This is a genomic window from Mesorhizobium sp. M1E.F.Ca.ET.045.02.1.1 (assembly GCF_003952485.1).
Classification (GTDB): domain Bacteria; phylum Pseudomonadota; class Alphaproteobacteria; order Rhizobiales; family Rhizobiaceae; genus Mesorhizobium.
The window spans coordinates 5,700,154-5,726,422 of sequence record NZ_CP034447.1 but is presented as its reverse complement, the minus strand read 5'-3'; the positions used below and the strand labels follow the sequence as shown (position 1 = coordinate 5,726,422).

Here is a 26,269-nt window from a genome sequence, read left to right as displayed (position 1 = left end):
CGCCTGGGGCGGCAACTGGTTGACCGGGGCCGCCGGCAGTTCATGCGCGACCGCGCTCAATAGGCGTTTTCCGTATTGAGCAGGCGGACCGGCGTCAGAAACAGGATGCGCAGGTCGAACAGCATCGACCAGTTCTCGATGTAGTAGAGATCGTATTCGGTGCGCATGCGGATCTTTTCATTGGTGTCCATCTCGCCGCGCCAGCCGTTGATCTGGGCCCAGCCGGTGACGCCGGGCTTGACCTTGTGGCGCGCGAAATAGCCGTCGACCACTTCGTTGTAGAGCAGATTGTGCGACTGGGCGGCGATCGCATGCGGCCGCGGCCCGACCAGCGACAGCGAGCCGAGCAGCGAGTTGAAGAACTGCGGCAGCTCGTCGATCGACGTCTTGCGGATGAAGCGTCCGACGCGGGTGACGCGCGGATCGTTCTTGGTCACCGTCTGCTTGGCGGTCGGATCCGATTTGTCGGTGTACATCGAGCGGAACTTGTAGACCTCGATGATCTCGTTGTTGAAGCCGTGCCGTTTCTGCTTGAACAGCACCGGACCCTTGCTGTCGAGCTTGATGGCGATCGCGGTGGCGAGCATCACCGGCGAGAAGAGGATGATGCCGACCAGCGAGAAGATGATGTCGAAGCTTCGCTTGGCGACCGAGTCCCAGTCGTTGATCGGCTTGTCGAAAATGTCGAGCATCGGCACCGAGCCGATGTAGGAATAGGCGCGCGGGCGGAATTGCAGCGCGTTGGAATGCGCCGAGAGCCGGATGTCGACCGGCAGCACCCAGAGTTTCTTCAGAAGCTGCAGCACGCGCGATTCCGCGGTCAGCGGCAGCGACACGATCAGCATGTCGATGCGGGCGATGCGGGCGAACTCGATCAGTTCGGAAATGGTGCCGAGCTTCGGGTAGCCGGCGACGATCGGCGGCGAGCGCTTGTCGCCGCGGTCGTCGAAGATGCCGCAGATGCGGATGTCGTTGTAGGGCTGCTTCTCGACCGAGCGGATCAGCATCTCGGCCGACTTGCCGCCGCCGACGATGACGGCGCGCCGCTCCATGCGCCCGTCGCGCGCCCAGCGCCTGATCAGCCTGGACATCACGAGTCTCAGGGTAAAGATCAGCACGAAGCCGACCACGAACCAGGTGCCGAACAAAAGCCGCGAATAGTCTTCCGATGCCTTCATGGCGAAGGCGGTGAGCGCCATCAGCGCGAAGGTGCTGGCCCAGACGAGCAGCACGCGTCCGAAATTGGCGACAGGGCGCATCAACGCCGCGATCTGGTAGCTGTCGGTGACGTCGAGCAGCACGACCGCGAGGAACGACGCCGCCGCGATCGACAGCGGGTATTGCCAGGCGAGGTAGTTGAAGAAGCCGACAAAGTAGAGATAGAGGCCGAGCCCCGAAAGGAACAGCATCGCGAATTCGACCATGCGCAGCACGCCGCTGACCATGATCGGCGACATCGTATCGCGCCGGTACTGCGAAGCGACCTGGCGCGCGACGTCGTTGATGCCGCTGGGCGCCTGACCCTCGGCCGGGCCCTCGAATTTGCGCACCGCGTCCATGGAAAAGCGGTGTGCGGGATCGATCTCGTTCATGGGATTGTCCGCGAGCTACGCAAAAGTGGATAGCAAAAGAGAGCTAAGAAAGCCTTGAAACAACCGGTGGTTTTGAAGCTGTCTGTCGCTCGCGGCGACTGACGGTCTTTCGTCCGGACCGAATTAGCGTCGGCCAAGCTTAGGCCTGCGAATTAGGCCTTCTCTATCGCGGTCGCCATGGCGGGGCTGCCGTAAAGTGTCTCGATGCCGCCGCCTTTGGGCTCGGATTCATCTGGGCAGCGAGGTTGGAAGTCGATCGCACCATCCGCGCCACGGCAGAGGCCGATGTCTTCCAGTTCGGCGGCGCTTAGTCTCTCGAGGATGCGGCGATCCCGATGTTTTGCCGCTGCGTCCGCGAGCGTGCTTCTCGCGACCGCCATGGTCGCAGCGAGAATGCGCGGGATAAGCTTGAGGATGGCTTGCAGGCTTTGCATCGTCGTTCTCCAATGGCCATGGCGGGACGATGCGGCTGCGTAGACGGAAAGTCCTTGATGCAATGCTGAAATCTTCTGTAGCGTTTCTGTGAGGTCAATTCAGGATTGGCGATGGCGCTGTCCTTCGGCGATTTCGTGCTGGACGAGCGGGAGCGTTCGCTGAACGGTCCGGAGGGTGCGATTGAACTCAGCGCGCGCAGCATCGACTTGCTGTTCGTGTTTCTTGAGCGCCCCAATGTGCTGGTCGAGAAGCGCGACCTGTTCGATCTTCTCTGGCCGGGCACGGTCGTCGAAGAAAACACCCTTCACGTGCATATGTCCGCGCTCAGGAAAGCCCTCGGCCCGAACTTCGTCGCGACCGTCCATGGCCGTGGCTATCGGTATGTTGGCCCACCGCCCACGCGCATCCAGGAGCGCATGGCGCCGGCCGTTCGCTCCGGTGGCAATCTGTCTCGCTACCGACCGGAATGCATCGGGCGCGACCACGAAGTCAGAAGCCTCGTGGAACTCGTCAACCAATATCCATTGGTTACGACCCTGGGCCCGGGCGGCGTCGGCAAGACGACGTTGGCCCTCAAAGCCGCCGAGGAACTCGCCGGCGGCTTTCCAGACGGTGTCTGGGTTGTCGACCTGGCGTCCGTGCCCGACGGCAGCTTCGTCGAGAGTGCGATCATGCAAGTCCTCGGCATTCCGGTCAGAACCGAAACCACCCCACTGCTCGCCATCGTCGATATGCTGCGGCCACTGGCCGGGCTGCTTGTTCTCGACAATTGCGAGCACGTTGCCCACTCCGTTGCCAACATTGTCCGTTCCCTGCTTTCCGAAGCCGCGAAGCTGAGGATCGTCACGACCTCGCAGGTGCCGCTGGGGCTGAGCGGGGAGCACGTCTTCAGGCTCGCGCCGTTCGGCCTCGAAGCAGCTTTCGAAAGCGGTCTTTCGGCCGCCGAAATGTTCCTCATCCACTGCTATGAAGCGCAGGGCGAGACTGTTGCTGTCGACGAATTGCCTATCGTGCGGCAACTTTGCGTTCGCCTCGACGGCGTCGCCCTTGCCCTCAAGATGGTGGCGGCAAGATCGGCGACTCTTGGCCTCGGCGAAGTGGACCGCCAGCTTGCCGAGCGCTTCGCGGAGCTTTCGACGGGTTGGGGTGACACGCCGGGGCGGCATCGATCGTTGGCGGCGTCGCTTGAGTGGAGCTACGGGCTGCTTGCCGAGGGCGAGCAAAGGGCTCTGCGGGCGCTTGGTGTGTTCCAGGGCAGCTTTACGCTGGACGGTGTTCGCGCCGTGGTCGGTGAGCATGCCGACGACCACTTGTCGGAGCTCATCAGGCGATCGATGGTTACGCGCGACGGTGGAGATCGGACCCGCTATAGATTGCTGGAGACGACGCGCCACTTCGCCTTGCAGGAATTGACCAGGCAGAACGAAGAGCAAGATGCACGGGCACGCCTGGCGGACCATGTCCGGAGCCGCTTCGAGCAAAGCCTCGCACGATGGGAGCTGGTTCCGGACGCAACCTGGGTAGCAGCCTATCGGCCGGACACCGACAATCTGCGCTCGGCCCTTGAATGGGCCAGATCAAGCGCCGACTGGGCCCTGTTCGTCGGTTTGGCTGCCGCCAGCTATCGCTATTGGATAGAAGCTCAGCTCGCCGGCGAGGGCCTTCGGTTTGCCGAGGCGGCTGTCGCCTTCGCCGATGATCTCGACCCGTCGCTTCGCGGCCGCCTTTTCCTTGCGGTTGGGGAGCTCGCGCGGATCAATTCCCAGGACCTGCGCGCGATCGAGGCGCTGATGCAGGCGGTGCGGCAATTCGAGGCCGACGCAAACGATCTGCTGCTGTCGCATGCCCTCGTTCTTCTTGGGACCACGCTCAACTTCGCCGGCCGTCGTTCCGAGGCCGCCCCGATTTTCGCGCGGCTTGAGACCCTGTCGGCTAAACTTCCATCATCAAAGTTGAAGGCGTGGGCGCTCGTTTCGATTGGTTTGTGGCTGTTGACCGGTGGAGAAGAGGTCGCCGGAATGACCAAGTGCCAGGCGGGATTGGCGATGCATCGGTCGTGCGGAAACGAGCGTGGCCTCTTCCGGTCGACCATGTATCTGGCTGAAATGGTTCACCGAAGACAGGATCATCAAGGCGCGTTCGCGCTCGCCAAAGGCATCTTGCCAAGCCTTCGTGAACGCGGCAGCTCGCTTGAACTCGGTGCTCAGCTTAGCAATCTCGCTTGCTATTCGATGGCGCTAGGCAATACCGAGGCGGCAAGGGAAGCCATCGACGAGGCGTGGAAATATCTCCCGCGCGACCATGCGTCATGGCACTGGTGCATCATCCAAAATGCCACCGAGCTCGCGGCCCGAGACGGAAGATTGAACGATGCCGCGCTCATGCTTGGATTTGTCGATCATTGCTTTGAGGACTGGCCCGACGGCCGGCAGTCTACCGAAGCTGCTCAGCGGGAGCGGATCGAGACCATCCTGTCGGCGCAGCTCGACCGGGAATCCTACGCCGCGCTGTGGGAACGGGGCCGGTCGTTGAGCGTGTTCGAGGCGGACGTTCTTGCGGGTTTCGAACGACGATTTGCGGCTCTTCCGACCTGACTAACCGCGAAGCGCCGCGAAATAAGCCTTCTCGATTTCGGCCGCCATGACGTCAGCGCCGAATCGCGCCCTGAGCTCGCCGCCCTGCGGCATCAGTTTCCGGTAGGCGTCGGGATCGTTGAGAGCTGTGCCCAACCTCTCGGCGAGCTGGTCCGCATCCGGCCGTATTAGGGCAGGGGAGCCTTCGCCGAAGATTTCCGGAATGCCGCCGACCGCAGTCGCAATCATCGGCCTGCCGGCGGCCAGCGCCTCCAGCACGATGTAGGGCATCGCTTCCGCGCGGGACGGGACGACGATCAGCCCAGCCAGCGCGAAGGCTTCTCTGGCTGGCATCGGCGGCAGGAAACGGACATGGCTCTTCAATCCAAGCCGCTCCACCTGGGCGTGGTAGCGCGGCAGGTCGTCGCCGTCGCCGACCATCACCGCGCTCAACGGGCGGCCGATCTCGCTGCCTGCCTGCGTCAGTGCGTCGATGAAGATGTCCGGGCCTTTGAGGTCGCGCATCATGCCGATGTAGAGAAGATCGGCGGCATCCGCCGCCGTTCCTACCGGTTCGAATTCGGCGGCGCGCAGGCCGTTGTAGACCAGCGTGTTGGGGACCGGCGGCTCGCCGACTTTGCGGCCGTAGGTTCGCCGTTCGTAGTCGGAAACGAACAGCAGGCAGTCGGTGAAGCGCGCCATGAAGCGCTCAAGCGCGAAGAACAGCTTTCCCGTGGCCGTCGTTTCGTCATAGTGGAGCGAGCCGCCATGCGGCGAATAAAGGCGGGCCACGCGATACCTTGAAACCCGCAACAGTGAGCCGAACAGACGGGCATACGCGCCACCCTTGGCGCCGTGCCCGTGCAGCACGTCCGGCCGCAATTCCTTGATGATTCGATAGGTGCGCCAGGCCGCCGTCATATCGCCAGGCCCGATATGACGCTGCATCGGCGTGCGATGAATGCCGAGCGCTAAACTCCCCTCCATCGCCTTGAACAGCCGCTCCTCATAGTCGCCGCCCGTGGTCGAATCGCACACGATGCCCACGGAATGGCCGGCGGCGACCTGCGCCTCGGTCAGATCGCGCACGTGCCGGAAGATTCCCCCGACAGGTGAGCGGAAACAGTGAACGATGCGGAGGTGAGCCGCCACGTTGGTTTTCAGAACAGCCGTTCGCGGACGTAGATGGTGTCGCCGGGCAAGAGCGGGTCGGATGTCTGCACCCTGCCGGTCATGACCTTGCCGTTGATATCACGGGTGATGTCCACGCTTTCCTGGTTGGCGCGCGGCGTGAAGCCGCCGGCGATCGCGATCGCCTTTTGCACGGTCAATCCCGGCACATAGGAATACTGGCCCGCCGCGCCGACTTCGCCCATGACGAAGATCGGCCGGTAGCGGTCGATCTCGACCGACACATCGGGATCGCGCAGATATCCCTGGCGCAATTTGTCGGCGATTTCCTTTTCCAACTGCTGGGCGGTGTGGCCGCGCGCCGGCACGGCGCCGACGAGCGGGAAGGAGATGTAGCCGGACTGGTCGACGCTGTAGGTGTTGGTCAGCCCTTCCTGCTCGAAGACGGTGACGCGGATGCGGTCGCCGGCGCCGAGTCTGTAAGGCTGGTCGAGCACTTCATGGAAGGCGGCGGGTGTCGGGCGGTAGCTGGAACAGCCGGTGAGCAGCGACAAGGCAAGCATGGCGCGAAAGAGATAAGCAGTGCTTTTCATGATCGGACACGAACCTTCGTCGCTCTCGCCGCCAGTGCTGCGGCCAACCCCAGGAAGTGCGCCCGTTATCATCCTGTTAGGGTTAATGGCCGGTAAAGGACCGTGCCCGGAAGCGGTGACGGCAGGCAAAAACCCAATTGTTCTATTGCCTTCGTCCGATGTTCTTTGAGTGTCTTCTAATAAGCATGCGTTCTGATCTTAACGGGTGAGTTACCATAGTTGTTTACGGTCTATCCTCGACTCAAAGTTCCGGAGCAGGATGCATGTCCGTTCAGTCCGCGGCCGCAGATGTCGATGTCGATCTGAGGCAGCTCTTCGCCAGTCTGGCGAGGAACTGGCTGCGCATTGTTCTCGTCACGCTCGTGGTCACCGGGCTGGCGTTTGCCTTCGCCTGGCTGGCCACGCCTTATTACAAGGCCACCGCCAAGCTGGAGATCGGGCCGCGCGAGTCGGTCTTCACGCGGCCGGCCGGCGCAACCAATGATGACAAGCCGGCAACCGACGAGGAGGCCGTAGCCACCGAGGTCCAGATCATATCGTCGCCCGACATACTCAAGAAGGTGGCGACGGATCTCAATCTGGAGAAAGTGCCCGAATTCGACGAGACGCTGAAGATGTCGGCGCTGAGCCGCGCCCTCGTCCTGGTCGGCTTGAAGAGCGACCCTTTCGACATTTCGCCGGAAGAGCGCGTGCTCAAGGCGATGCGCGATAAGCTCAACGTCTACGGCGTTGAAAAATCTCGCGTTATTGCAGTCGAGTTCTCTTCGGAGGATCCAAAGCTTGCGGCGCGGGTCGCGGACGCGATCGCGCAGGCCTATCTTGCTTCCAAGGGCAACGCGAAAAAGGAATCGAACACCGCCGCCACCGGCTTTCTCGGCCCGGAAATCACCGATCTACAGAATCGGGTGAAGGAGGCCGAAGCCAAGGTCGCTGCTTACCGCGCGCAATCGGACCTCTTGATGGGCGGCAACAATTCGGTGCTCGCGACCCAACAGCTTTCCGAACTGTCGACCGAGCTTTCGCGGGTGCGCGCCAATCGCGCCGCCGCCGAGGCGACCGCCGACAGCGTGCGCAAGGCGCTTCAGAATGGCGGCACGCTCGACAGCGTGCCGGAAGTCCTGTCTTCCGAATTGATCCAGCGCCTGCTCGAGCGGCAGGTGGAACTGAGGACCAACATTGCCGACCTGTCGACGACGCTGCTGGACAATCATCCGCGCATCCGGGCGCTGAAGTCGCAGCTCGCCGATCTCAACGGCCAGATCCGCAACGAGGGGCAGAAGATCCTGAAGGGTCTGGCGACCCAAGCGCAGACGGCCAAGGCTCGCGAGGACCAGCTCGTCCAGGAGGTCAACCAGCTAAAGGCCGCTTCGGCCCGCGCCGGCGAGCAGCAGGTGCAACTCGACGCGTTGCAGCGTGACGCCAATGCTCAGCGCCAGCAGCTCGAATCCTATATGGCGAGCTATCGCGAGGCGGCCTCGCGCGCCGACCGCAATTATCTGCCTGTGGACGCTCGTCTGCTGTCGAAAGCGCAGGTGCCGACGGAACCCTATTTCCCGAAGATCGGTCCGATCACGGGCGCCACGGCGGCCGCATCGCTGCTGCTGATGGCGATCGGCACGCTGCTGAAGGAATTGTTCTCCGGCCGCGCCATGCGTCCGGCCGCCGGCGCCAGATTCGAGCCGATCGAGCAGGTGACGATGCCGGTGGCGCGGAGCGAGCCGGCGGCCTTAGCCGAGGATGCAGGCGGCGGCGACTCGGTCGCCGACGACCGGATCGGACAGAGCGCCGCCAGGGCGGCACCGCCTGACGACCCGGTAGCGACGGAAGCGCCTGAGCCGTGGCGGTCCAGGCTGGGGGAGATCGATGTCGACAGGGCGGCGGAAAAGCTGATCGGCTCGGGTGCGGCGCGCGCCATCTTCGTCTCGCCGGAAGGCGACGAGGCCGCCGCTACCGCCGTACTGGTGGCGCGCGAAGTGTCGGATGCGGGACTGCGCGTGCTGCTGCTCGATCTCACCGCTTCGGGCGCGGCATCGCGGCCGATGCTCGATAGCGGGCTTTTCCCCGGTATCACCAATCTTCTGGCGTCCGAAGCGCAGTTCAGCGACGTCATTCACCCCGATCTCTATTCGGACGCGCATGTCATTCCTGTCGGCACCGCCGATCCGGTCAAGGCTATGCGCGCCGCCGACAGGCTGCCGATCATCATGCAGTCGCTGACAACGGCCTACGATCTCGTGGTGGTCGAATGCGGCCCGGCCGATGCGCAGGGCATCAGCCGCCTCGTCGGCGACGGCACGGAGGTCTTCCTGTCGATGCTCGAAGCCGACGAAGAGGTGACGCAAGCCGCGGTGAAACTGATCGAGAACGGCTATCCGGATGTCACCCTGGTCACGCCGGTCGGCCATGAGCCTGGAAATCCGTTGCCTGGACGTCGCTCGGCTGCATAAGGCTGAACGCCAACAGGGCTGTTCTGCACGCGCCGCTAAACGATTGCCCTGAGGTATCGGGAAGAGACCGCGACGAATCGAGCATGGTTCAGTCGGTGTCGGGGTATGACAGCCCTTAGGTACAAGGCCGAGCCCGGACATTTTCTCGGCGGCCCCAGCACTTTACATCGGAAGCAGAGGCCCTAGGTTTAGCTCTTCGCGCCGCGCACTTTTCGTGCGTGGATGATCGATAGCGGGACCGTGAACTCCAGGCCGGTCCCCCCACAAACTCCCAAAAGGATGGTTGCTATGACACAGGCCAAGAATGGCGACACTGTACGCATCAACTATACCGGACGTCTGGTCGACGGCACTCAATTCGATTCTTCCGGCAGCGAACCGCTGCAATTCACGCTGGGTGAAGGACAGGTAATTCCCGGTCTCGAAACGCATGTCGAGGGCATGGAGGTCGGCACGAAAAGCACCGTTACCGTTCCCGCCGACGCCGCCTATGGCCCCCATCGCCCCGAAGCGGTCGTAACCATCGACCGCGCCAGCGTGCCGCAAAACATCAACGTTGATGTTGGTACCCAATTGCAGGCCCGCACCCGCGAAGGGCGTGCCATGCAAGTAACGGTCGTCGGCGTGGACGATTCCAGCGTCAAGCTCGACGGCAATCATCCTTTGGCTGGAAAGGACCTGGTGTTTGACGTTGAACTGGTCGAGATCGTTCAGGCGGCGTAGTTAGATCTGGAAGGCACCCGGCGGATACAGAACCGTCAAGGCGCGCGATCGACCAGAGCTTTGGCCCCTTCCTGCTCGGCGCAATGCGCGCAGCAATATATGATATCGCCCTGCTCGACGCCGTGCCCCATGATCCGCACCCTGCAATGAGGGCAGGTCGGCGCGAGCTTGTGGATCGCGCACTCGAAGCTGTCAAATGTGTAGGTTTGCCCGCCCAGGCTCACTTGGAATGCCTTGTCGTAGTCATTGCCGCATTGGTCGCACTTGGCCATGGCCGTTCTCCTTCTGAGTGCGAAAACCTCACGGCTGGCGATAGGTTCCGCCCAAGGCTCTTCAAGGTCTCGACCTCGACCTGTTTGCCCGTATCAACCGGGAGATCGACGGCGAAAGACATGCATCAAAACAAAGACTTGAAGCGCGTCGCCTGATTCGGTTCGGCGCGACGCGCTTTAACTGTCGTCCTCGGCAACAGCGGGCGCCGCTTGTCCGGCAGCCTTGCGGCGCAGCATCTTGGTCAGCTTCCAGACCGTCGGGTTGTTCTTGATGAACGCCTTTGCCCGCGCTCCTTGCCGCAACCCCGTCGCCAGCGCCCGGCCCTTGAGCGTCAGCGGCGCGAGCACCTCGAAATGCTGGACCTCGATGTCGCACCAGAGCCGCTTGTAGGGCTCGTCGCCGACCGAGAAATCGTAGACGTCGAAGCCGAGCTCGCAGGCTTCCTGGATATTGTCGAAGAACAGGAAGTCGCCCGGGCTGGTGAAGGCGAGATCGTCCTCGGCGATTGCGCCGAACTCGCAGATCAGGCGCTTGCCCGAGCGGCTGGAGCCGGTAACGGCGCGAGGCTTCCCGGCCACTTCCAGCCCATGCAGCAGAAAGGAAGGCCTTTGCTCGGCCAGCGCATCGGCAAACACCGCCCGGAAGAAGGCGCGCACTTCCGCGCCGCCGAACACATTGGCTATGCCCATCTTGGCGAAGCGCACTTCCTTCATGTCGAAGAAGGCGTCGAGCAGCCTGTCGACCTCTTCGCGGCTTCGCGCCTCGATGCGGCCGAAGCTGCCGACGGCCTCGAATTTGCGCGTCTGCGAACGGTGCTTCTTGCGCTTGCGCTTGCCGCTCGCGCGCGCGAGCAGCGCATCGAAGCCGCCGTCGAGATCGACCGCGAGCGCAAGGTTCGGGCTCGGGAAATTGGGCAGCGCGGCGAGCGGATTGGCGACGCCGTCGAGATCGGGCCGCAGCCGCTCCAGCGCAACAAGGTCGATGTCCGGCCGCGCCTTGGCGATTGCCGAGAGTAGGGAACGGATAGCCGAGCTGTCGATCCTTTGCAGCGACCGCTGGTCGGCGGCGGGAAAATTCCCGTTGGCGTGACGTCCGCCGGCGAAACGGGCGACCTGGAACAGGCCTCTCCGGACGACTTCGAGCGCCAGCACAAGCACCGGCCTGCCTTCGGCGTTCAGCGTGGCGACCACCATGTCGGCCTTGGTCTCGGTCGCCCAGTTGCGCACCCAGGATGCGCTCTGTGCCGGAGCAAACAGCGCCGAAGCGCAGAATTGCGCGTAATCGGCAAGGCCGGCGCCGTCACTCACCGCCGCCGTCAGTCGGGTCTGGTTCGAGGCAGGCGCACGCGCCGGCGCTTCATTGGCCGCGACCCGATTGCCGTCAAATGACGCGGCGGCGTCAACCATCCCTCAATCCTTAAGACGTATTGGTTGCAACCTGGGGTTCGCATAGGCGCAAGTCGTGCTTGGATGAGCCTAGGCGCAAAAGGTGAAGGAATGATCGACGGGGGCGAGGCGATCCGGAAACTGGCCTTGAACGTTGCCCGCTACACCGGCCTCGCTCCGCTGGCGAAGCCGTTCGTCGGCGGCATCGGCGCCATCCTGATGCTGCATCGCGTGACCGCCACGCCCGAGAAGCCGAACAGCGTCAATCGCCACCTGAACATCGCCCCAGCCTTCCTCGACAAGCTGATCGCCGACATGAAGGGAAGGGGCTATGCCTTTGTTACCCTTGATGAAGCGATCGAACGCATCGAGGCGGGCGGCAAACACGGCCAGTTTGCCACCATCACCGCCGACGATGCCTATCGCGATAACATGACCGAGGCGCTGCCGGTGCTGGAAAAGCACGGCGCGCCGATCACCATCTATGTCGCGCCAGGCCTGATCGACGGTGCCGTCGACCTGTGGTGGGACGTCGTCGAGGATATCGTCGACACCAGCTCACACCTGACGCTGAAGACGGCGAGGGGATCGGCGGTCGTTGATTGCTCGACGCCTGGCCGAAAGATTCAGGTCATTGCACGGCTGAATGCCTGGTTGACCCTTGAAGTCCCTGAAGAAGAGCAGGGCGCCGCGCTGCGCGAACTGGCGCGTTCCAACGGGATCGAACTTGGCGAGAGCCGTCCCGGCACGCTTATGAGCTGGGACGAGATCCGCGCGATGGCCGCGCATCCGCTGGTGACGATCGGCGCGCATACCGTCAACCACCGCAACCTCAAGCGGCTTTCGGAGGCGGACGCGCGCCACGAGATCGGTGAGGTCCGGCGCATCCTCGAGGAAAGGCTCGGGCTGGAGCCGCGCCATTTCGCATACCCCTACGGCTATGCCAGCGCGGTCGGCTGCCGCGAGGTGGGTTTTGCCCGAGACGCCGGCTATGTCTCTGCGGTGACGACGCGGCACGGCGTGCTGAGAGCCGAGCATGCCGGCTTCCTGCATGCGCTGCCGCGCATCTCCGTCAACGGCCGCTACCAGAGCGTCGCCCATATCCGCACGATGCTGTCGGGTGTGACCACGCCGCTCGCCAATGCCGGCAAGATGGTCGTTACGATCTGATAAGGCGGTTCAGCCCTTCTGAGGTGGCTCCAGGATCAGCCATTTGATGATGCCCATTGCCGGCAGCACCCAGAGCAGGCCGCTGAACAGGAAGAACAGGAAATGCGCCGTTGCGCCATATTCGGCGAGCCTGGTGACCGCGACGGCCGAAGCGATCAGCGCATAGATGATGACCAGAGCCACCAGCAGGATGGTTCCGATCAGCTTTTTCAGGCGAATGGGCATGTCGCGGTTCCGTTGACCCGCATCGCTTAGGCCGAACGACGGCCATGCGCAACCATAGCTCACCGGCGCGACGGCGTGCCGCGCTGTGCGGCCTTGCCACCGGGACGGTCATGGTCCACCAATCGCGCGTTTCAATTGCCGGGAACCGTCCCATGGCCGCCATCACCGCCACGGCCCCATACGCCGCCCGCGACCGCGATCTCCGCAACCGCGCACTGGTGCGCGGCTGGCTCTATTTCGTAGTGCTCGTGCTGTTCGCGTTGGTGCTGGTCGGCGGCGCCACCCGGCTCACCGGTTCCGGCCTGTCGATCACCGAGTGGAAGCCGATCCACGGCGTCATCCCGCCGCTCAACGATGCCGAGTGGCAGGAAGAATTCCAGCGCTACCAGCAGATCCCGCAATATGCCGAGCTCAACGATGGCATGAGCATCGAGGCGTTCAAGTCGATCTTCTGGTGGGAATGGGTGCATCGCATCCTTGCGCGCAGCGTCGGCGCCGTCTTTGCCCTTCCACTCCTGTTCTTCTGGGCAACACGCCGCATAGAGCGCGGCCTCGGGCCGAAGCTGTTAGGCATCCTCCTGCTCGGAGCCCTGCAGGGCGCCATCGGCTGGTGGATGGTGGCTTCGGGGCTGGTCGACCGCGTCTCGGTCAGCCAGTACCGGCTGGCCACGCATCTGACGATCGCGGCGCTGATCTACACCGCCACCATGGTGGTCGCGCGAGGGTTGGCGCCCCACTCCGAGCGCGCCGCCGACCGCTCGACGCAGCGGCTTGCCGGCTTCATCGTGCTTTTGGCGCTGATCCAGATCTATCTCGGCGGGCTGGTTGCCGGCCTCCACGCCGGCTTGAGCTACAACACATGGCCGCTGATGGACGGAAAGGTGATCCCGGCTGATCTCTTCTTGCTGAAACCCGCCTGGCTGAACTTCTTCGAGAATCCGAAGACGGTGCAGTTCGTGCACCGGCTCGGCGCCTACGCGCTCTTTGTGGTGTCGCTCTGGCATATGATCGCCACGTGGCGGCGCCAGCCCGCCACGACGCATGCCCGCCGCGCCACGCTGCTGTTCCTACTGGTGCTGGTGCAGGCCTCGATCGGCATCGGCACGCTCTTGATGCAGGTGCCGTTGCACATGGCGTTGACCCACCAGGGCTTCGCGCTGATCGTGCTCGGCTTTGCCGCCGCGCATTGGCGCGGCACCAAGGGCGCTTATCCGCTGCCGACCGAGATCGCTGTCAGAAGCTGAAGCGCACCTTGTGCATCGCCGCTCAGTGCTTGATGCCGAGCATCAGGTCCAGGTTCTGCACGGCGGCCCCGGAGGCACCCTTGCCGAGATTGTCGTAAACGGCGAGCAGAAGCGCCTGCGCACGCTCGTCATTGGCGAACACATAGACCTTCATCCGATTGGTGCCGTTATAGACCTCCGGATCGATCTCCGGCATGCGCTCCATATGCGTATAGGGCGCGACCTCGACCACGCCGCCATCGATCGAGGCGTAGTGGTCGGCGATCGCCGCATGAAGCTCCGCGCCTGTCGGCACGCGGTCGAGGCCGCCGAGCTGCAGCGGCACCACCGTGATCATGCCTTGCGCGAAATTGCCGACCGCCGGCTGCATGATCGGATCATGCGTCAGCTTCGCATAGGTCCTGAGCTCCGGCACATGCTTGTGCTGCAGCGTCAGGCCATAGGGCAGGAACTCGGGCGCATCCTCGCCCTTGCCGACATAGTCCTCGATCATTGGGCGGCCGCCGCCGGAATAGCCGGAAATGCCGTTGACGGTGATCGGAAAATCGGCGGGCAACAGGCCGGCGGAAACCAGCGGACGCAGCGTTGCGATCGGCCCCTGCGGCCAGCAGCCGGGATTGGCGATCCGTTTGGAATTGGCGATCTTTTTCGCCTGATCCTTGTCCATTTCGGCAAAGCCATATTCCCAGCCCTCGGCCACGCGATGCGCGGTCGAGGCATCGATCACCTTGGTCGTGTCGTTCTCGATCAGCGACACGCTTTCCTTGGCGGCGGCATCCGGTAGGCAGAGGATCGCGACATCGGCGGCATTGAGGAATTCGGCCCTGGCCGCGGCTTCCTTGCGGCGCTCCGCGGGTATGGAGATGATCTCCAGGTCGCCGCGGTCGGCCAGCAGCGCCCTGATCTGCAGGCCTGTCGTGCCATGCTCGCCGTCAATGAAGATTTTCGGTTTCATCGGTTACAAAATTCCCTGCGATTTCAAGGCTATATGCCGTTAGCGTTATGTAGAACGGCATGAGTGCCGTTGTTCAGGTCATCGAGCCGCGCCTTCCGTTCGGCCACCAGGCCAAGATAGTGCATGGCAATGATCGATCCGGCGATCGCCGTAATATCGGCATGATCATAGGCCGGCGCAACCTCGACGACGTCAGCGCCGACGATATCGACCTGGCCGAGCTGGCGCAGCGTCGAGAGCATCTTGGCCGAGGACGGGCCGCCGGCCACCGGCGTGCCGGTGCCGGGCGCGAAGGCCGGGTCGAGGCAGTCGATGTCGAAGGTGAGGTAGGTCTTCCTGCCGCCGGTCCGGTCGACGATAGCATAGGCGATGTCGGAGGCGCGCATTTCCTCGACCTCGTGGCCGTAGAGGATCTTGATGCCGAACGTGTCCGGCGCATGCGTGCGAATGCCGATCTGGATCGACCGGTCGGGATCGATGATGCCTTCTTTCACGGCGCGGGCGACGAAGGAGCCGTGATCGATGCGCTTGCCGTCATCCGGCCAGGTGTCCTGATGCGCGTCGAACTGCACCAGCGCCAGCGGCCCGTGGATAGCCGCATGCGCCTTGAGCAGCGGCCAGGTGACGAAATGGTCGCCGCCCAGCGTCAACAGGAAGGCGCCTGATTTCAAGATTTTGGCCGCCTCGCGCTCGATCGCGCCAGGGGTCTTCTGATGATTGCCGCTGTCGAGCAGACAATCGCCATAGTCGATCACCGCGAGCTGTTCGAACAGGTCGCGCGAGAACGGATATTGCGGATCGTTGTCGAGGATCGCCGAAGCGCGGCGGATCGCCTGCGGCCCAAAGCGAGCGCCCGGCCGGTTGGTGACGGCGGCGTCGAAGGGGATGCCCCACACGACGGCGTCCGCGCCCTTTACGTCCTTCGTGTACTTGCGCCGCATGAACGACAGCGCGCCGGCATAGGTCGGCTCGAACGATGCGCCCGTCTTGGAACGGGCGGTGAAGGCGTGGTCGATCTCTTTGTTCGCCATTACGGGTCCTCGGTTGTCATCGGGGCAGCACTACAGAACCGGCACGCAACATGCCAGTCACAGCTTGCGGAGACGGAATGGCGCTCGCCGAGTGCCATGGCAACACAGGATTTGTATCATTATGACCGAGGCCGCCTTGCTCAACCTCGCACCTGCTCCGGCGGCAACCCGAACCGGCACGGCGGCCGGCGAGCGCTTCCTGGTGCTCGATTCCTGGCGCGGCATCTGCGCGCTGCTGGTGGCGCTGTTCCATTTTCCCACGACGTCGATAATCTCCCAGAGCGCCTTTGTCGGCGGCTCCTATCTGTTCGTCGATTTCTTCTTCGTGCTTTCCGGTTTCGTCATCGCCAGCTCCTACAGCGGCCGGCTGAGCGAGCCGGGTGAGATTGCCCGTTTCGCGCTGGTGCGCTTTGGCCGCATCTACCCGCTGCATCTTTCGATGCTTGCCGCTTTCGTCGCCTTCGAGGCGATGCGGCTCGCCCTGCCGGCACTGCATGGAACCGGTGCCGCGCCCTTCACCGCAGGCTTTGATCTGAGAAGTCTTGTCGCCAATCTCTTCCTGCTGCAGGGCATGGGGGTGGAGGAGCATCTGACCTGGAACGCGCCGAGCTGGAGCATTTCGGCCGAGTTCTTCACCTATCTGCTGTTTGCCGGCGTGGTGCTCGCGACCGGCCGGCGCGCCTGGATATGGTTCGCCGCCGCGGCCGTCACGGCGCCTTTCTTCCTGCTTGGCTTCTCGACCCGTCATATGGACGTGTCCTTCGATTTCGGCTTCATCCGCTGCCTTTACGGCTTCTCGCTCGGCGCGCTGCTGGCCTGGTTTCAGCACGATTCCATTGCAGAGGCGCGACAGGCGATGGCAGGCGCAGGGCGCATTGCCTGGACGATGGCCGAGCTCGCCATGGTCGCGGCGATCGGGCTGTTCGTTTCGGTCGCCGGATCGAACGACGCCGGGATCGCCGCGCCCGTCGTCTTCGCTCTGGCGCTCTATCTCTTCGCGCATGAGGGCGGCTTGATCAGCGCGCTGCTCTCAAGCCGGCCGATGCTGCTGCTCGGCTCGCTCTCCTACTCGATCTACATGGTCCACATCTTCGTCCAGGGCCGCATGATCAATGTCGGCGGCCTCCTCGAGCGCAAGCTCGGGCTTGGCATTGTCGGCGACATGACGTTGCGCGGCGATCAGGTGACCGGCTTCGGCGTCGGCTCGCCATGGATCGGCTTCGCCGCGATCATAGCAATGTTGATCGCCGTCATCGTCGCATCCTGGTTCACCTGGCGCTTCGTCGAAATGCCGGCGCTGGCCTGGTTCCGTCGATTTGCCAAGCGGATTTGAGACGCCTTCGGCTTAACAGCTAGCCGGCTTCGTTCACCACCCTGTCATGGGCATCGCCTAACCGGGACCCGACCCGGAACGGAGCGATTCCCCGATGCGAACACTCTGGCTGAGCCTTTTTCTGTCCGCCACCCTTGCGGCCGTCTCCGGCCAAAGCTTAGCCGGCGAGACACGCGCTGCCCAAATCCTCGACCGTTTCGAACACGCCAACCAGTGGCGCGACCATGTGATGATCGCCGCCCACCGCGCCGGCAGCATGCAGGCCGGCAAGAGGCTTTATGCCGAGAACTCGCTTGCCGCGGTCGAGGGCTCGATCGCCATCGGCGCCGAGATCGTCGAGGTTGATATCCGTCGCTCGAAGGACGGCGAATTTGTCGTCATGCATGACAGCTGGTTGGACCGCACGACGACCTGCAGGGGCGAGGTGGGCAGCTTCACGCTGGCAGAGCTGAAAAAATGCCGGCTGGTGGTCGAAGGCACGGGCGCCGTCACCAACGAGCCGGTGTCGACGCTGCGCGAGATGCTGCTTACGACCAAGGACAGGATCCTGATCAACCTCGACAACAAGCTGGAGGTGACCGACCTGCCGGGAATGATCGCGGTCGCCCGTGATCTCGGCATGGCCGATCAGGTGATCGTCAAGGAAAACCTGTGGAACCGCCAGCGCATCGACGCCGCCAGGGCTGCGCTCGCCCAGGCAGGTAGCGGCTTCCAGTTCATGCCGATCCTTGCCGATGACGCTGTGCACGATGCCGCCTTTGCCGAGGAAGTAGCGCGGGCATTTCCGCTGCGCGCGGTCGAGCTGATCAACTGGCGCAACGGCGCCGAGACGTTGACCATATCTGGCGGCCCGCTGTTCAGCACCCGCATGCGGGCGGAAGCGGTGCGCGGCGACTGGCACCTCTGGGCCGACAGCTACGCCATCGTCAACAAGCCGGGCGGCTTCCTCGCCGGCGGCCGCGGCGACGAACTGGCGGTGGCCGCCGGCCTGCCGCGCGAAGCCTGGGGTTTCTGGGTCGACCGCGGCGCGACCATCATCCAGACAGATGAGCCGAAGGCGGCGATCGAATGGCTGACGGCGAACGGTTATCGGGTGCCTTACACGATCGACGTGAAGCAAGCTGAGCCGGCGCATACGGCGAGCATCAACTGAGAGCCGCCGCCGGAGCTGCGATCCCCCCCTTGAGGGGGAGATGGCCGGCAGGCCAGAAGGGGTCGCCTCACGTAAATCGCCGGCGTTGTCTTTCGTCGCGGAAGGCGCTGGCGCTCCACGCGAAGCGACCCCCTCTGTCGCCTTTGGCGACATCTCCCCCTCAAGGGGGGAGATCAGCTAATCACGCCGCTTTCGCCACGCCCTCCAGTTCGCTCAGCACATCCTCTGACAGCTCCAACTCCGCCGCCGCAAGATTCTCCCGCAAATGCTCCACCGACGACGTGCCGGGAATCAGCAGGATGTTCGGCGAGCGGTTGAGCAGCCACGCCAGCGCCACCTGCATCGGCGTCGCGCCGAGCCGTTCAGCGACGCCCGACAGTGTCGACGACTGCAGCGGGCTGAAGCCGCCGAGCGGGAAGAACGGCACGTAGGCGATACCGTCGCGGGCAAGCTCGTCGATCAGCGCGTCGTCGCCTCGATGCGCCAGATTGTACTGGTTCTGCACACAGACGATCTCGCAGACGCGGCGGCCTTCCGCGATCTGCGCGCGGGTGACGTTGCTCAGCCCGATATGGCGCACCAGGCCCCTGCGCTGCAGCTCGGCGAGCACGGTGAGCGGCGCTTCGATCGAGCCCTCGGCGGGACCATGGGTGTCGAACATGATGCGCAGATTGACCACATCCAGCACGTCGAGCCCGAGATTGGCGAGGTTGTCATGCACGGCTTGCGTGAGTTCCTCCGGTGAATAGGCCGGCAGCCAGGATGCGTCGCTGCCGCGGCGGGCGCCGATCTTGGTGACGATGGTAAGGTCGCCGGGGTAGGGCGCCAGCGCTTCGCGGATCAGCCGATTGGTGACATGCGGGCCATAATAGTCGCTGGTGTCGATGTGGTTGACCCCGTTCGCCACTGCCTCACGCAGCACGGCGATGGCCGCGTCATGATCCTTCGGTGGGCCGAACACGCCTTTGCCCGCAAGCTGCATGGCGCCGTAGCCGAGCCGCCGGACCGAATCGCCGCCGAGTTTGTAGGTGCCGGATTTGTTTACGCTGGACATCGTGGTTCTCCTTCGCTGTCGACGACGGAGATAGGGCATGGCCGCTGTCCCGATAACCGGCTATATTCAGCGCAGCTTGTACGAAATTTAGGACAATGGCGGCCGATCTCAACGATCTTCAGGCGTTCATGGCCGTGGCGCGCGCCGGCGGCTTTCGCGAGGGCGCCCGCGCCACGGCCGGCAGCGCGTCAGCGCTCAGCGAAGCCATCCGCCGTCTTGAAACCCAGCTCGGTGTCAGGCTCTTCAACCGCACCACGCGCAGCGTCGCTTTGACCGAGGCTGGTGCCGGCCTGCTGGCGCGGCTCGGCCCCGCATTGGGCGAGGTAGAAGCCGCACTCGATGTGGTGAACGGCTTTCGCGACCGGCCCGCCGGAACCTTGCGGCTCAACGTGCCGATAAGCGCCTCGCGGCTGGTGCTGCCCAAAATCGTTCCTGGATTTCTCGCGGCCTATCCTGCCATTCGCCTGGAGGTGATCGCCGAGGAGAACTTTATCGATCTGCTGGTGGCGGGCTGCGACGCTGGAATCCGCTATGACGAGCGGCTGGAGCAGGACATGATCGCGGTGCCGATCGGGCCGCGCGCGCAGCGCTTCACGACCTCCGCCGCGCCGTCCTACCTTGACCGGCACGGTCGGCCGCAGCACCCACGCGACCTGCTTGGCCATGCCTGCGTGCGCGGCCGCTTCCCGAGCGGGGTCATGACGCCCTGGGAGTTCGAGCGGGACGGCGAGGTGGTGCGGGTCGATCCCACGGGGCCATTGGTTGTCAGCATCGGTGGAGGCGTCGATCTCGCTATCGATGCGGCGATCGCTGGCGTCGGCATTCTCTGGCTGTTCGAGGACTGGGTGCGCCCGCATTTCGAGAGCGGCGTGCTGGAACCTGTGCTGGAGCCGTGGTGGCAGGAATTTTCCGGGCCGTTTCTGTACTATCCCGGACGCCGGCTGGTGCCGGCGCCGCTGCGCGCCTTCATCGACTACATCAAGACGCCGGCCGGACGCGGCCAATAGCTGCGTGAAACAAAAAGGCCGCCCGGAGGCGGCCTTTCGAGACTTGTGGTCGCAGCGCTCAGCGCTTCGAGAACTGGAAGCTGCGGCGGGCCTTCGCCTTGCCGTACTTCTTGCGCTCGACGACGCGGCTGTCGCGGGTGAGAAAGCCGCCCTTCTTGAGCACGGAGCGCAGCGCCGGCTCGTAATAGGTCAGTGCCTTGGAGATGCCGTGACGCACGGCGCCCGCCTGGCCGGAAAGGCCGCCGCCGATGACGGTGGCGATGATGTCATACTGGCCGGCGCGGTTGGCGGCGACGATCGGCTGGTTGAGGATCATCTGCAGCACCGGACGCGCGAAATAGCTCGCGAATTCCTTGTCGTTGACAGTGATCTTGCCGGAGCCGGGTTTCACCCAGACGCGCGCGATGGCGTTCTTGCGCTTGCCTGTGGCATAGGCGCGGCCCGACTTGTCGAGCTTCTGGACGTGGACGGGTGCCGCCGGCTGTGCGGCGGTCGTGACAGTCCCGAGTTCTGCGAGCGAGGAAAGCTCAGCCATTACGAGGCCCTCTTGTTCTTGGAGTTCAGCTTGGCCACGTCGAGCGTGACGGGCTGCTGGGCGGCGTGCGGATGTTCAGCGCCTGCGTAGACGCGGAGATTCTTCATCTGGCGGCGGCCAAGCGGGCCGCGCGGGATCATGCGCTCGACGGCCTTCTCGACGACGCGCTCGGGGAAGCGGCCCTCGAGCAGCTGGCGCGCGGTGCGCTCCTTGATGCCGCCGGGGTGGCCGGTGTGCCAGTAGTAGACCTTGTCGGTGTACTTCTTGCCGGTGAACACCACCTTGTCGGCGTTGATGACGATGACGTTGTCGCCATCATCGACATGCGGTGTGAAGGTGGGCTTGTGCTTGCCGCGCAGATGGTTGGCGATGACAGTGGCGAGGCGGCCGACGACGAGACCCTCGGCGTCGATCAGCACCCACTTCTTCACCACATCCGCAGGCTTCTGCGAAAAGGTAGCCATGGTTTTGCTCTCAGGTTGACCTTCCTTATCCGCAAGGACAAGGAAAGGCGTTTCTTGTTGCTTGGATTGACGGAGCGGCTGGAGCCATTCGCCAATAACAAAACGGCGGCCGTTGCGGGCCGCTGCTTCGCGAGGGCTTATAGGCGAGGGCGCGAAACGCGTCAAGGCGATGGAAAACCCGCTTGGTGCATAAAGTCAAATAAAAACAATGGCTTGTTCAAGAGGTATTATTTTACCGCATCAGCCGAGCGCTTCGGCGGGATCGAATAGGTGCCGGTCGCATGCGCCACGGTGTGCCCGTCCGGGCCGGCGACGATGTCGATGTCGAACACCATCAGGCTCTTGCCCAACTTCAGGATGCGGCAATGGCCGTCGATCGGGCCAGCCTCGGCCTTGCGCATGAAGTTGATGTTGAGGTTGGTGGTCACCGACAGCGCGTCCGGCCCGGCGTGGCTGAGCACGCAGACATAGCCGCCGATGTCGGCCAGCGTGAACAGCGACGGGCCCGACACCGTACCGCCCGGGCGCAGATGCCGCTCGTCGGCATTGAGCCGCACCGTGCAGCCGCCGGGAAACACTTCCAACGCCTCATAGACGGCGAACTGGTCGTTGAGCTGCGGATAGACGCTTGCCATCAGCGCGTTGACTTCCGCGGCAGTCAGCACCGGCTTGAGATTGCTTTTAGCGGGCATGCGCGATTCCTATATACGGGGAAGTTCCAGCGCGGGTGCCTGGACCAAACGGTGCGACGGAGAAAACACGTCTCGCGGCTGTTCTTCAACCGGCAGCGTGGTAGTTCTGTTGCTCCATGCGTTTCGAGTGCTGACCGAGAGGTTTAGAAGTGGCTGAAGTCGTTGCCATCAAGCCCGCCGTCGCCGATGGCCCCGTTTTGGCGAGCCAGGACAAGGGCGTGTTGCGCCTCACGCTCGCCAGCCCGCCGGCCAACGCGCTTTCGCTGGCGACGATGGCGGCGTTGCAGGCGGAATTCGACCGTGTGAGACAAGACAAGTCCGTTCGCGTCATCATCCTGGCGGCGTCAGGCAAGGTCTTCTGCGCCGGTCACGACCTCAAGGAAATGACCGCGCACCGCGCCGATCCCGACCGCGGCAAAGCCTTTTTCGAAAAGACCTTTTCGGCTTGCGCGAGCCTGATGCAGACAATTGTGCGCCACCCAAAGCCGGTGGTCGCCGAGGTCGATGGCCTTGCCACTGCCGCCGGCCTGCAATTGGTCGCGAGCTGCGACCTCGCGATCGCCTCGCACGAGGCGACTTTCTGCACGCCCGGCGTCAATATCGGCCTGTTCTGCTCGACGCCAATGGTGGCGCTGTCGCGCAACGTCTCGCGCAAGCAGGCGATGGAAATGCTGCTCACCGGCGAGACGATCGACGCGGCGACAGCCAAGGAATTCGGCCTGATCAATCGCATCGTGCCGCGCGAATATCTGAATCAGGTTGTCAACAAATACGCGCAAACCATTGCTTCAAAATCGTCTTTGGTCGTCAAGACCGGTAAGGAAGCCTTCTACGCCCAGGCCGAAATGGGCCTCGCCGACGCCTACGCCTATACCGGCCGCGTGATGGTCGAAAACATGCTGGCGCGCGACGCCGAGGAAGGCATCGGCGCCTTCATCGGCAAGCGCAAGCCGGAATGGACCGACGAATAGCCCGGAATGCAGCCGCGCTTTTCCATCGTTGAGGGTCTGACGTGGCTGCCCGCAAGCAATTGACGCGGCTGAAGGCGCCCTATCTCAAGCGCATCCTGCTTGAGCCGTCGCGGGTCGCGGATTGGGAAAAGTATCCCTGGAACCTGCCGATCTTTCAGAGCCGCGAATTCGAGTTCGAGTTCGCGACCGCTATTACCATCATCGTCGGCGAGAACGGCACCGGCAAATCGACATTGCTAGAGGCCATCGGCGCGCTGGCGGGTTACGATGAGGCTGGCGGCGGCAAGGGCTACCGGCCGGTCGACCACTCCAGTGCCGTGGACAAGAGCGGCACGGCACTTGCTGCCGCGTTACGGTGCCATTGGCTGCCGAAGGTCACCGCGGGCTGGTTCTTTCGCGCCGAGTCCTTCTATTCCGTAGCACGCTACCTCGATCGCGCCGCGCTCGATGGCCGAAGCGGCTGACGCGGAATAGGCGCGCGTTCGGACAGGCCATCAGCAGCGGCGAATGCGTCGCCATGATCACCTGCGCGGTGCCTGATCGCTCCATTCTCTGAAACAGCCTCAACAATTCGATCTGGCGCGTCGGCGACAGCGCGCTCTCGGGTTCGTCGAGGATGTAGATGCCTTGCCGGCGGCAGCGTTCCTCGAAGAAGCGGATGAAACCTTCGCCATGCGACCATGACAGGAAATCGGGCGGCGCCTCGCTCGACCCGATCGACTTTCAGGACACCGACCATTTTCGCATGATGCGCGACTTCTGCAGCGATCCGGCTGCCTTTCTCGCCGAAGCGCTGTATGAGGACGAGCCATGAATCACGACGCCTACGACAACACCTACATCGCCGGGATCCTGAACTCGGTGAAGACCATCGCCATGGTCGGCGCCTCGCCCAACGATGTGCGCCCAAGCTACTTCGTGTTGAAATATCTGCTCTCCAAGGGATTCTCGGTGCTCCCGATCAATCCCGGCCATGCCGGCAAGCAGATACTCGGGCAGACGGTCTATGCCAGCCTGGCCGACCTGCCCCAGCCTGTCGACATGGTCGATATTTTTCGCGGCTCGGCGGCGGTGCCGGGCATCGTTGACCAGATCCTGCATCTCGATCCCTTGCCGAAGGTCGTCTGGATGCAGCTTGGCGTGCGCCATGACGAGGCCGCGGCCCGCGCCGAGGCCGCAGGCATCAAGGTGGTGATGAACCGATGCCCGAAGATCGAATATGGCAAGCTGTCGGGCGAGATCGGTTGGACCGGCGTCAATTCCGGCGTGCTGTCGTCGAAGAAGCCCGTGATGCGGCAGGGCTTCCAGAGCTTCGGCGTGCGGCAGAAATAGACGGGCTACCGGCCGCGCAAAATTATTCCGGGAAGTGATGGATTTTTCCGGACGTTCGCCGCAGATCGCACGCCGAAAGGTATTTTCTTCTTTGCATTCGCCGCCACGCTTCGCCAAGAATGCCCGGCGATTTTCGAAAGGTTTAGAGAGGGAGGCTTAGATGACCCGTACACCCGGTTTCAACACGCTCGCCGTTCATGCCGGCGCCAAGCCGGATCCGGCGACCGGCGCGCGCGCCACGCCGATCTACCAGACCACCTCCTACGTCTTCGACGACGCCGACCACGCCGCCTCGCTGTTTGGGCTGAAGGCCTTCGGCAACATCTACACCCGCATCATGAACCCGACTCAAGCCGTTCTTGAGGAACGCCTTGCCGCGCTCGAAGGCGGCACGGCGGCGCTTGCCGTCGCTTCGGGCCACGCCGCCCAGGTGCTCGTCTTCCACAATCTGATGCGCCCCGGCGAAAATTTCATCGCCGCGACGAAGCTTTATGGCGGCTCGATCAACCAGTTTGGCCAGGCCTTCAAGAATTTCGACTGGCAGGTGCGCTGGGCCGACACCAACGACATCTCGACCTTCGAGAGCCAGATCGATGACAAGACAAAGGCGATCTTCATCGAGAGCCTCGCAAATCCCGGCGGTATCTTCGTCGACATCGAGAAGATCGGTGACATCGCCCGCAGGCACGGCCTGCCGCTGATCGTCGACAACACGCTGGCCTCGCCCTATCTGGTGCGGCCGATCGAACACGGCGCCGACATCGTCGTGCATTCGCTGACCAAATTCATCGGCGGCCATGGCAATTCGATCGGCGGCGCCATCGTCGATGGCGGCACCTTCGACTGGTCGAAGTCGGGCAAGTACCCGATGCTGTCCGAGCCGCGCCCCGAATATGGCGGCCTCGTGCTGCACGAGACCTTCGGCAATTTTGCCTTCGCCATCGCCGCCCGCGTCCTCGGCCTTCGCGACATCGGCCCGGCGATCTCGCCCTTCAACGCCTTCCTGATCCTGACCGGCCTTGAAACGCTGCCGCTGCGCATGCAGCGCCATTGCGACAACGCAGTGAGCGTCGCAGCCTGGCTTTCGAACCATCCGAAAGTCGCCTGGGTGAACTATCCCGGACTGCCGAGCGATAAGAACAACGCGCTGCAGAAGAAATATTCGCCGCAGGGCGCTGGTGCTGTCTTCACCTTCGGCCTCAAGGGCGGCTACGAGGCCGGCGTCAAGTTCGTCGAGGCGCTGGAGCTGTTCTCGCACCTGGCCAATGTCGGCGACACCAAGTCGCTGGTCATCCATCCGGCCTCGACCACGCACCGTCAGCTTTCCGACGAGCAGAAGATCAAGGCCGGAGCCGGACCGGACACGGTTCGCCTTTCGGTCGGCATCGAGGATGTCAACGACATCGTCGCCGACCTGGAACAGGCGCTCGGCAAGGTCTGATCGCGATGTCGGCCTTTCTTGCGGTGAAAGCCGATAACGTCGAACCGGAGGCCGGCGCGCCGGCCCCCGATCGCGTGATCTCGGGCGACCCGAAATTCCGCACCTGGAACGTCGAGGAGCGGGACGGCGGCCTCTATGCCGGGATCTGGGAAGCGACGCCCGGCAAGTGGCGCATCGTCTATGACGAATGGGAATTCTGCCACATCCTGTCCGGCGTTTCGGTCATCGCCGAGGACGGCAGCGAGGCGCGTACCGTGCGGGCCGGCGACAGTTTCGTGCTGCGGCCGGGCTTCAAAGGCACCTGGGAGGTGCTGGAGACGACGCGGAAGGAATATGTGATCCGGCTTTGAAGCGCCTCCGGTTCCTGTGTTGAATACGTTCAAGATTGGCCGAGGCGTTTATCGTTTCGTCATCCACGGGCGGAGCAAGGAGCGTAGCGACGCAGCGCAGACCCGAGGATCCATTCCATGACTTTGAAGCGTTGCAGCGATGCGGAATTCTGCCCGTTTG

26 protein-coding genes and 2 pseudogenes are annotated in these 26,269 nt (G+C 63.5%); 14 read left to right on the top strand and 14 right to left on the bottom strand.

The window, feature by feature from the left end:
• Positions 1-56: 56 nt before the first annotated feature.
• Positions 57-1,592 carry an undecaprenyl-phosphate glucose phosphotransferase gene (locus EJ070_RS27710; RefSeq protein WP_126094206.1) on the bottom strand — a complete coding sequence of 512 codons (1,536 nt, stop codon included), beginning with the start codon at positions 1,590-1,592 and terminating at the stop codon, positions 57-59.
• Between the two features lie 152 nt (positions 1,593-1,744).
• On the bottom strand, positions 1,745-2,026 hold the full coding sequence (locus EJ070_RS27705; RefSeq protein ID WP_126094205.1) for a DUF1127 domain-containing protein: 282 nt from the start codon (positions 2,024-2,026) through the stop codon (positions 1,745-1,747).
• A gap of 111 nt (positions 2,027-2,137) precedes the next feature.
• On the opposite strand from EJ070_RS27705, the gene EJ070_RS27700 reads away from it, so the two are divergent.
• A complete protein-coding gene (locus EJ070_RS27700; RefSeq protein ID WP_126094204.1) occupies positions 2,138-4,621 on the top strand; it encodes a winged helix-turn-helix domain-containing protein in 2,484 nt (827 codons plus the stop codon).
• Here the strand turns inward: EJ070_RS27700 and EJ070_RS27695 are convergent, their stop codons facing one another.
• Positions 4,622-5,752 (bottom strand): glycosyltransferase, encoded by a 1,131-nt coding sequence (locus EJ070_RS27695; RefSeq protein WP_126094203.1) that lies wholly within the window; start codon positions 5,750-5,752, stop codon positions 4,622-4,624.
• An 8-nt stretch (positions 5,753-5,760) separates the two neighbouring features.
• Entirely contained in the window at positions 5,761-6,324 is a 564-nt protein-coding gene (locus tag EJ070_RS27690) for a polysaccharide biosynthesis/export family protein (protein WP_126094202.1), read from the bottom strand.
• Between the two features lie 263 nt (positions 6,325-6,587).
• Here EJ070_RS27690 and EJ070_RS27685 point away from each other — a divergent pair, with 263 nt between their 5' ends.
• Both EJ070_RS27685 and EJ070_RS27680 read left to right on the top strand, forming a co-directional pair.
• Positions 6,588-8,771, top strand: coding sequence for an exopolysaccharide transport family protein (locus EJ070_RS27685; RefSeq protein ID WP_126094201.1), 2,184 nt, complete (start codon positions 6,588-6,590; stop codon positions 8,769-8,771).
• A 288-nt stretch (positions 8,772-9,059) separates the two neighbouring features.
• Complete coding sequence (locus EJ070_RS27680) at positions 9,060-9,494, top strand: peptidylprolyl isomerase (protein ID WP_126094200.1); 435 nt, start codon at positions 9,060-9,062, stop codon at positions 9,492-9,494.
• Between the two features lie 35 nt (positions 9,495-9,529).
• On the opposite strand, the gene EJ070_RS27675 is transcribed toward EJ070_RS27680, so the two are convergent.
• Together EJ070_RS27675 and EJ070_RS27670 are read right to left on the bottom strand one after the other, a co-directional pair.
• Entirely contained in the window at positions 9,530-9,766 is a 237-nt protein-coding gene (locus tag EJ070_RS27675; protein WP_126094199.1) for a hypothetical protein, read from the bottom strand.
• Positions 9,767-9,943: 177 nt separating this feature from the next.
• Positions 9,944-11,173, bottom strand: coding sequence for a GNAT family N-acetyltransferase (locus EJ070_RS27670; protein ID WP_126094198.1), 1,230 nt, complete (start codon positions 11,171-11,173; stop codon positions 9,944-9,946).
• A 90-nt stretch (positions 11,174-11,263) separates the two neighbouring features.
• Between EJ070_RS27670 and EJ070_RS27665 the strand changes: the two genes are divergently transcribed.
• Positions 11,264-12,322 (top strand): polysaccharide deacetylase family protein, encoded by a 1,059-nt coding sequence (locus EJ070_RS27665; RefSeq protein ID WP_126094197.1) that lies wholly within the window; start codon positions 11,264-11,266, stop codon positions 12,320-12,322.
• 9 nt (positions 12,323-12,331) lie between these two features.
• Here EJ070_RS27665 and EJ070_RS27660 read toward each other — a convergent pair whose 3' ends face one another.
• Positions 12,332-12,547: a DUF2842 domain-containing protein gene (locus EJ070_RS27660; RefSeq protein WP_126094196.1), complete on the bottom strand. Its 216-nt coding sequence runs from the start codon at positions 12,545-12,547 to the stop codon at positions 12,332-12,334.
• Positions 12,548-12,699: 152 nt separating this feature from the next.
• Here EJ070_RS27660 and EJ070_RS27655 point away from each other — a divergent pair, with 152 nt between their 5' ends.
• Complete coding sequence (locus EJ070_RS27655; RefSeq protein ID WP_126094195.1) at positions 12,700-13,791, top strand: COX15/CtaA family protein; 1,092 nt, start codon at positions 12,700-12,702, stop codon at positions 13,789-13,791.
• A 22-nt stretch (positions 13,792-13,813) separates the two neighbouring features.
• Here the strand turns inward: EJ070_RS27655 and argC are convergent, their stop codons facing one another.
• Complete coding sequence (argC, locus tag EJ070_RS27650) at positions 13,814-14,746, bottom strand: N-acetyl-gamma-glutamyl-phosphate reductase (RefSeq protein WP_126094194.1); 933 nt, start codon at positions 14,744-14,746, stop codon at positions 13,814-13,816.
• Between the two features lie 29 nt (positions 14,747-14,775).
• Positions 14,776-15,777 carry an agmatinase gene (speB, locus tag EJ070_RS27645; RefSeq protein WP_126094193.1) on the bottom strand — a complete coding sequence of 334 codons (1,002 nt, stop codon included), beginning with the start codon at positions 15,775-15,777 and terminating at the stop codon, positions 14,776-14,778.
• Positions 15,778-15,898: 121 nt separating this feature from the next.
• Between speB and EJ070_RS27640 the strand changes: the two genes are divergently transcribed.
• Together EJ070_RS27640 and EJ070_RS27635 are read left to right on the top strand one after the other, a co-directional pair.
• A complete protein-coding gene (locus EJ070_RS27640) occupies positions 15,899-17,110 on the top strand; it encodes an acyltransferase (RefSeq protein ID WP_126094192.1) in 1,212 nt (403 codons plus the stop codon).
• Between the two features lie 94 nt (positions 17,111-17,204).
• Entirely contained in the window at positions 17,205-18,263 is a 1,059-nt protein-coding gene (locus tag EJ070_RS27635; protein WP_126094191.1) for a glycerophosphodiester phosphodiesterase family protein, read from the top strand.
• A gap of 181 nt (positions 18,264-18,444) precedes the next feature.
• Here EJ070_RS27635 and EJ070_RS27630 read toward each other — a convergent pair whose 3' ends face one another.
• A complete protein-coding gene (locus EJ070_RS27630) occupies positions 18,445-19,317 on the bottom strand; it encodes an aldo/keto reductase family oxidoreductase (protein WP_126094190.1) in 873 nt (290 codons plus the stop codon).
• Positions 19,318-19,412: 95 nt separating this feature from the next.
• On the opposite strand from EJ070_RS27630, the gene EJ070_RS27625 reads away from it, so the two are divergent.
• The gene (locus tag EJ070_RS27625) at positions 19,413-20,324 is read left to right on the top strand and encodes a LysR family transcriptional regulator (protein WP_126094189.1); all 912 of its coding nucleotides are present in this window, start codon (positions 19,413-19,415) and stop codon (positions 20,322-20,324) included.
• 58 nt (positions 20,325-20,382) lie between these two features.
• Here EJ070_RS27625 and rpsI read toward each other — a convergent pair whose 3' ends face one another.
• The 3 genes from rpsI to EJ070_RS27610 all read right to left on the bottom strand — a co-directional run bounded on the left by rpsI (position 20,383) and on the right by EJ070_RS27610 (position 22,015).
• Positions 20,383-20,859: a 30S ribosomal protein S9 gene (gene rpsI / locus EJ070_RS27620; RefSeq protein WP_126094188.1), complete on the bottom strand. Its 477-nt coding sequence runs from the start codon at positions 20,857-20,859 to the stop codon at positions 20,383-20,385.
• Positions 20,859-21,323 carry a 50S ribosomal protein L13 gene (gene rplM, locus EJ070_RS27615; RefSeq protein WP_059184834.1) on the bottom strand — a complete coding sequence of 155 codons (465 nt, stop codon included), beginning with the start codon at positions 21,321-21,323 and terminating at the stop codon, positions 20,859-20,861. Before rplM ends, rpsI begins: the two co-directional genes overlap by 1 nt.
• Positions 21,324-21,550: 227 nt before the next feature.
• On the bottom strand, positions 21,551-22,015 hold the full coding sequence (locus EJ070_RS27610; protein WP_126094187.1) for a PaaI family thioesterase: 465 nt from the start codon (positions 22,013-22,015) through the stop codon (positions 21,551-21,553).
• A gap of 149 nt (positions 22,016-22,164) precedes the next feature.
• On the opposite strand from EJ070_RS27610, the gene EJ070_RS27605 reads away from it, so the two are divergent.
• Both EJ070_RS27605 and EJ070_RS27600 read left to right on the top strand, forming a co-directional pair.
• Positions 22,165-22,986 (top strand): enoyl-CoA hydratase, encoded by an 822-nt coding sequence (locus EJ070_RS27605; RefSeq protein WP_126094186.1) that lies wholly within the window; start codon positions 22,165-22,167, stop codon positions 22,984-22,986.
• 41 nt (positions 22,987-23,027) lie between these two features.
• Positions 23,028-23,435 (top strand): annotated as a pseudogene (locus tag EJ070_RS27600) (AAA family ATPase); the annotation flags it as partial.
• 1 nt (position 23,436) lies between these two features.
• Here the strand turns inward: EJ070_RS27600 and EJ070_RS27595 are convergent.
• Positions 23,437-23,688: pseudogene (locus EJ070_RS27595) on the bottom strand (AAA family ATPase); the annotation flags it as partial.
• On the opposite strand from EJ070_RS27595, the gene EJ070_RS27590 reads away from it, so the two are divergent.
• From EJ070_RS27590 to EJ070_RS27575, 4 genes are all read left to right on the top strand, one after another.
• Positions 23,645-23,800, top strand: coding sequence for a hypothetical protein (locus EJ070_RS27590; RefSeq protein ID WP_245464690.1), 156 nt, complete (start codon positions 23,645-23,647; stop codon positions 23,798-23,800). The pseudogene EJ070_RS27595 and the gene EJ070_RS27590 overlap by 44 nt on opposite strands.
• Positions 23,797-24,318, top strand: coding sequence for a CoA-binding protein (locus EJ070_RS27585; RefSeq protein WP_126094185.1), 522 nt, complete (start codon positions 23,797-23,799; stop codon positions 24,316-24,318). The genes EJ070_RS27590 and EJ070_RS27585 overlap by 4 nt, the downstream gene beginning before the upstream one ends.
• A 160-nt stretch (positions 24,319-24,478) precedes the next feature.
• The gene (locus tag EJ070_RS27580) at positions 24,479-25,759 is read left to right on the top strand and encodes an O-acetylhomoserine aminocarboxypropyltransferase (RefSeq protein ID WP_126094184.1); all 1,281 of its coding nucleotides are present in this window, start codon (positions 24,479-24,481) and stop codon (positions 25,757-25,759) included.
• Between the two features lie 5 nt (positions 25,760-25,764).
• On the top strand, positions 25,765-26,109 hold the full coding sequence (locus EJ070_RS27575) for a cupin domain-containing protein (RefSeq protein WP_189350095.1): 345 nt from the start codon (positions 25,765-25,767) through the stop codon (positions 26,107-26,109).
• Positions 26,110-26,269: the final 160 nt, after the last annotated feature.

Bases quoted from the DNA above. Each gene is read 5' to 3' on its own strand.
- EJ070_RS27710 (WP_126094206.1), bottom strand. From the start codon at position 1,592: ATGAACGAGATCGATCCCGCACACCGCTTTTCCATGGACGCGGTGCGC.
- EJ070_RS27705 (WP_126094205.1), bottom strand. From the start codon at position 2,026: ATGCAAAGCCTGCAAGCCATCCTCAAGCTTATCCCGCGCATTCTCGCT.
- EJ070_RS27700 (WP_126094204.1), top strand. From the start codon at position 2,138: ATGGCGCTGTCCTTCGGCGATTTCGTGCTGGACGAGCGGGAGCGTTCG.
- EJ070_RS27690 (WP_126094202.1), bottom strand. From the start codon at position 6,324: ATGAAAAGCACTGCTTATCTCTTTCGCGCCATGCTTGCCTTGTCGCTG.
- EJ070_RS27685 (WP_126094201.1), top strand. From the start codon at position 6,588: ATGTCCGTTCAGTCCGCGGCCGCAGATGTCGATGTCGATCTGAGGCAG.
- EJ070_RS27680 (WP_126094200.1), top strand. From the start codon at position 9,060: ATGACACAGGCCAAGAATGGCGACACTGTACGCATCAACTATACCGGA.
- EJ070_RS27675 (WP_126094199.1), bottom strand. From the start codon at position 9,766: ATGGCCAAGTGCGACCAATGCGGCAATGACTACGACAAGGCATTCCAA.
- EJ070_RS27670 (WP_126094198.1), bottom strand. From the start codon at position 11,173: ATGGTTGACGCCGCCGCGTCATTTGACGGCAATCGGGTCGCGGCCAAT.
- EJ070_RS27665 (WP_126094197.1), top strand. From the start codon at position 11,264: ATGATCGACGGGGGCGAGGCGATCCGGAAACTGGCCTTGAACGTTGCC.
- EJ070_RS27660 (WP_126094196.1), bottom strand. From the start codon at position 12,547: ATGCCCATTCGCCTGAAAAAGCTGATCGGAACCATCCTGCTGGTGGCT.
- EJ070_RS27655 (WP_126094195.1), top strand. From the start codon at position 12,700: ATGGCCGCCATCACCGCCACGGCCCCATACGCCGCCCGCGACCGCGAT.
- argC (WP_126094194.1), bottom strand. From the start codon at position 14,746: ATGAAACCGAAAATCTTCATTGACGGCGAGCATGGCACGACAGGCCTG.
- speB (WP_126094193.1), bottom strand. From the start codon at position 15,777: ATGGCGAACAAAGAGATCGACCACGCCTTCACCGCCCGTTCCAAGACG.
- EJ070_RS27640 (WP_126094192.1), top strand. From the start codon at position 15,899: ATGACCGAGGCCGCCTTGCTCAACCTCGCACCTGCTCCGGCGGCAACC.
- EJ070_RS27635 (WP_126094191.1), top strand. From the start codon at position 17,205: ATGCGAACACTCTGGCTGAGCCTTTTTCTGTCCGCCACCCTTGCGGCC.
- EJ070_RS27630 (WP_126094190.1), bottom strand. From the start codon at position 19,317: ATGTCCAGCGTAAACAAATCCGGCACCTACAAACTCGGCGGCGATTCG.
- EJ070_RS27625 (WP_126094189.1), top strand. From the start codon at position 19,413: ATGGCGGCCGATCTCAACGATCTTCAGGCGTTCATGGCCGTGGCGCGC.
- rpsI (WP_126094188.1), bottom strand. From the start codon at position 20,859: ATGGCTGAGCTTTCCTCGCTCGCAGAACTCGGGACTGTCACGACCGCC.
- rplM (WP_059184834.1), bottom strand. From the start codon at position 21,323: ATGGCTACCTTTTCGCAGAAGCCTGCGGATGTGGTGAAGAAGTGGGTG.
- EJ070_RS27610 (WP_126094187.1), bottom strand. From the start codon at position 22,015: ATGCCCGCTAAAAGCAATCTCAAGCCGGTGCTGACTGCCGCGGAAGTC.
- EJ070_RS27590 (WP_245464690.1), top strand. From the start codon at position 23,645: ATGAAACCTTCGCCATGCGACCATGACAGGAAATCGGGCGGCGCCTCG.
- EJ070_RS27585 (WP_126094185.1), top strand. From the start codon at position 23,797: ATGAATCACGACGCCTACGACAACACCTACATCGCCGGGATCCTGAAC.
- EJ070_RS27580 (WP_126094184.1), top strand. From the start codon at position 24,479: ATGACCCGTACACCCGGTTTCAACACGCTCGCCGTTCATGCCGGCGCC.
- EJ070_RS27575 (WP_189350095.1), top strand. From the start codon at position 25,765: ATGTCGGCCTTTCTTGCGGTGAAAGCCGATAACGTCGAACCGGAGGCC.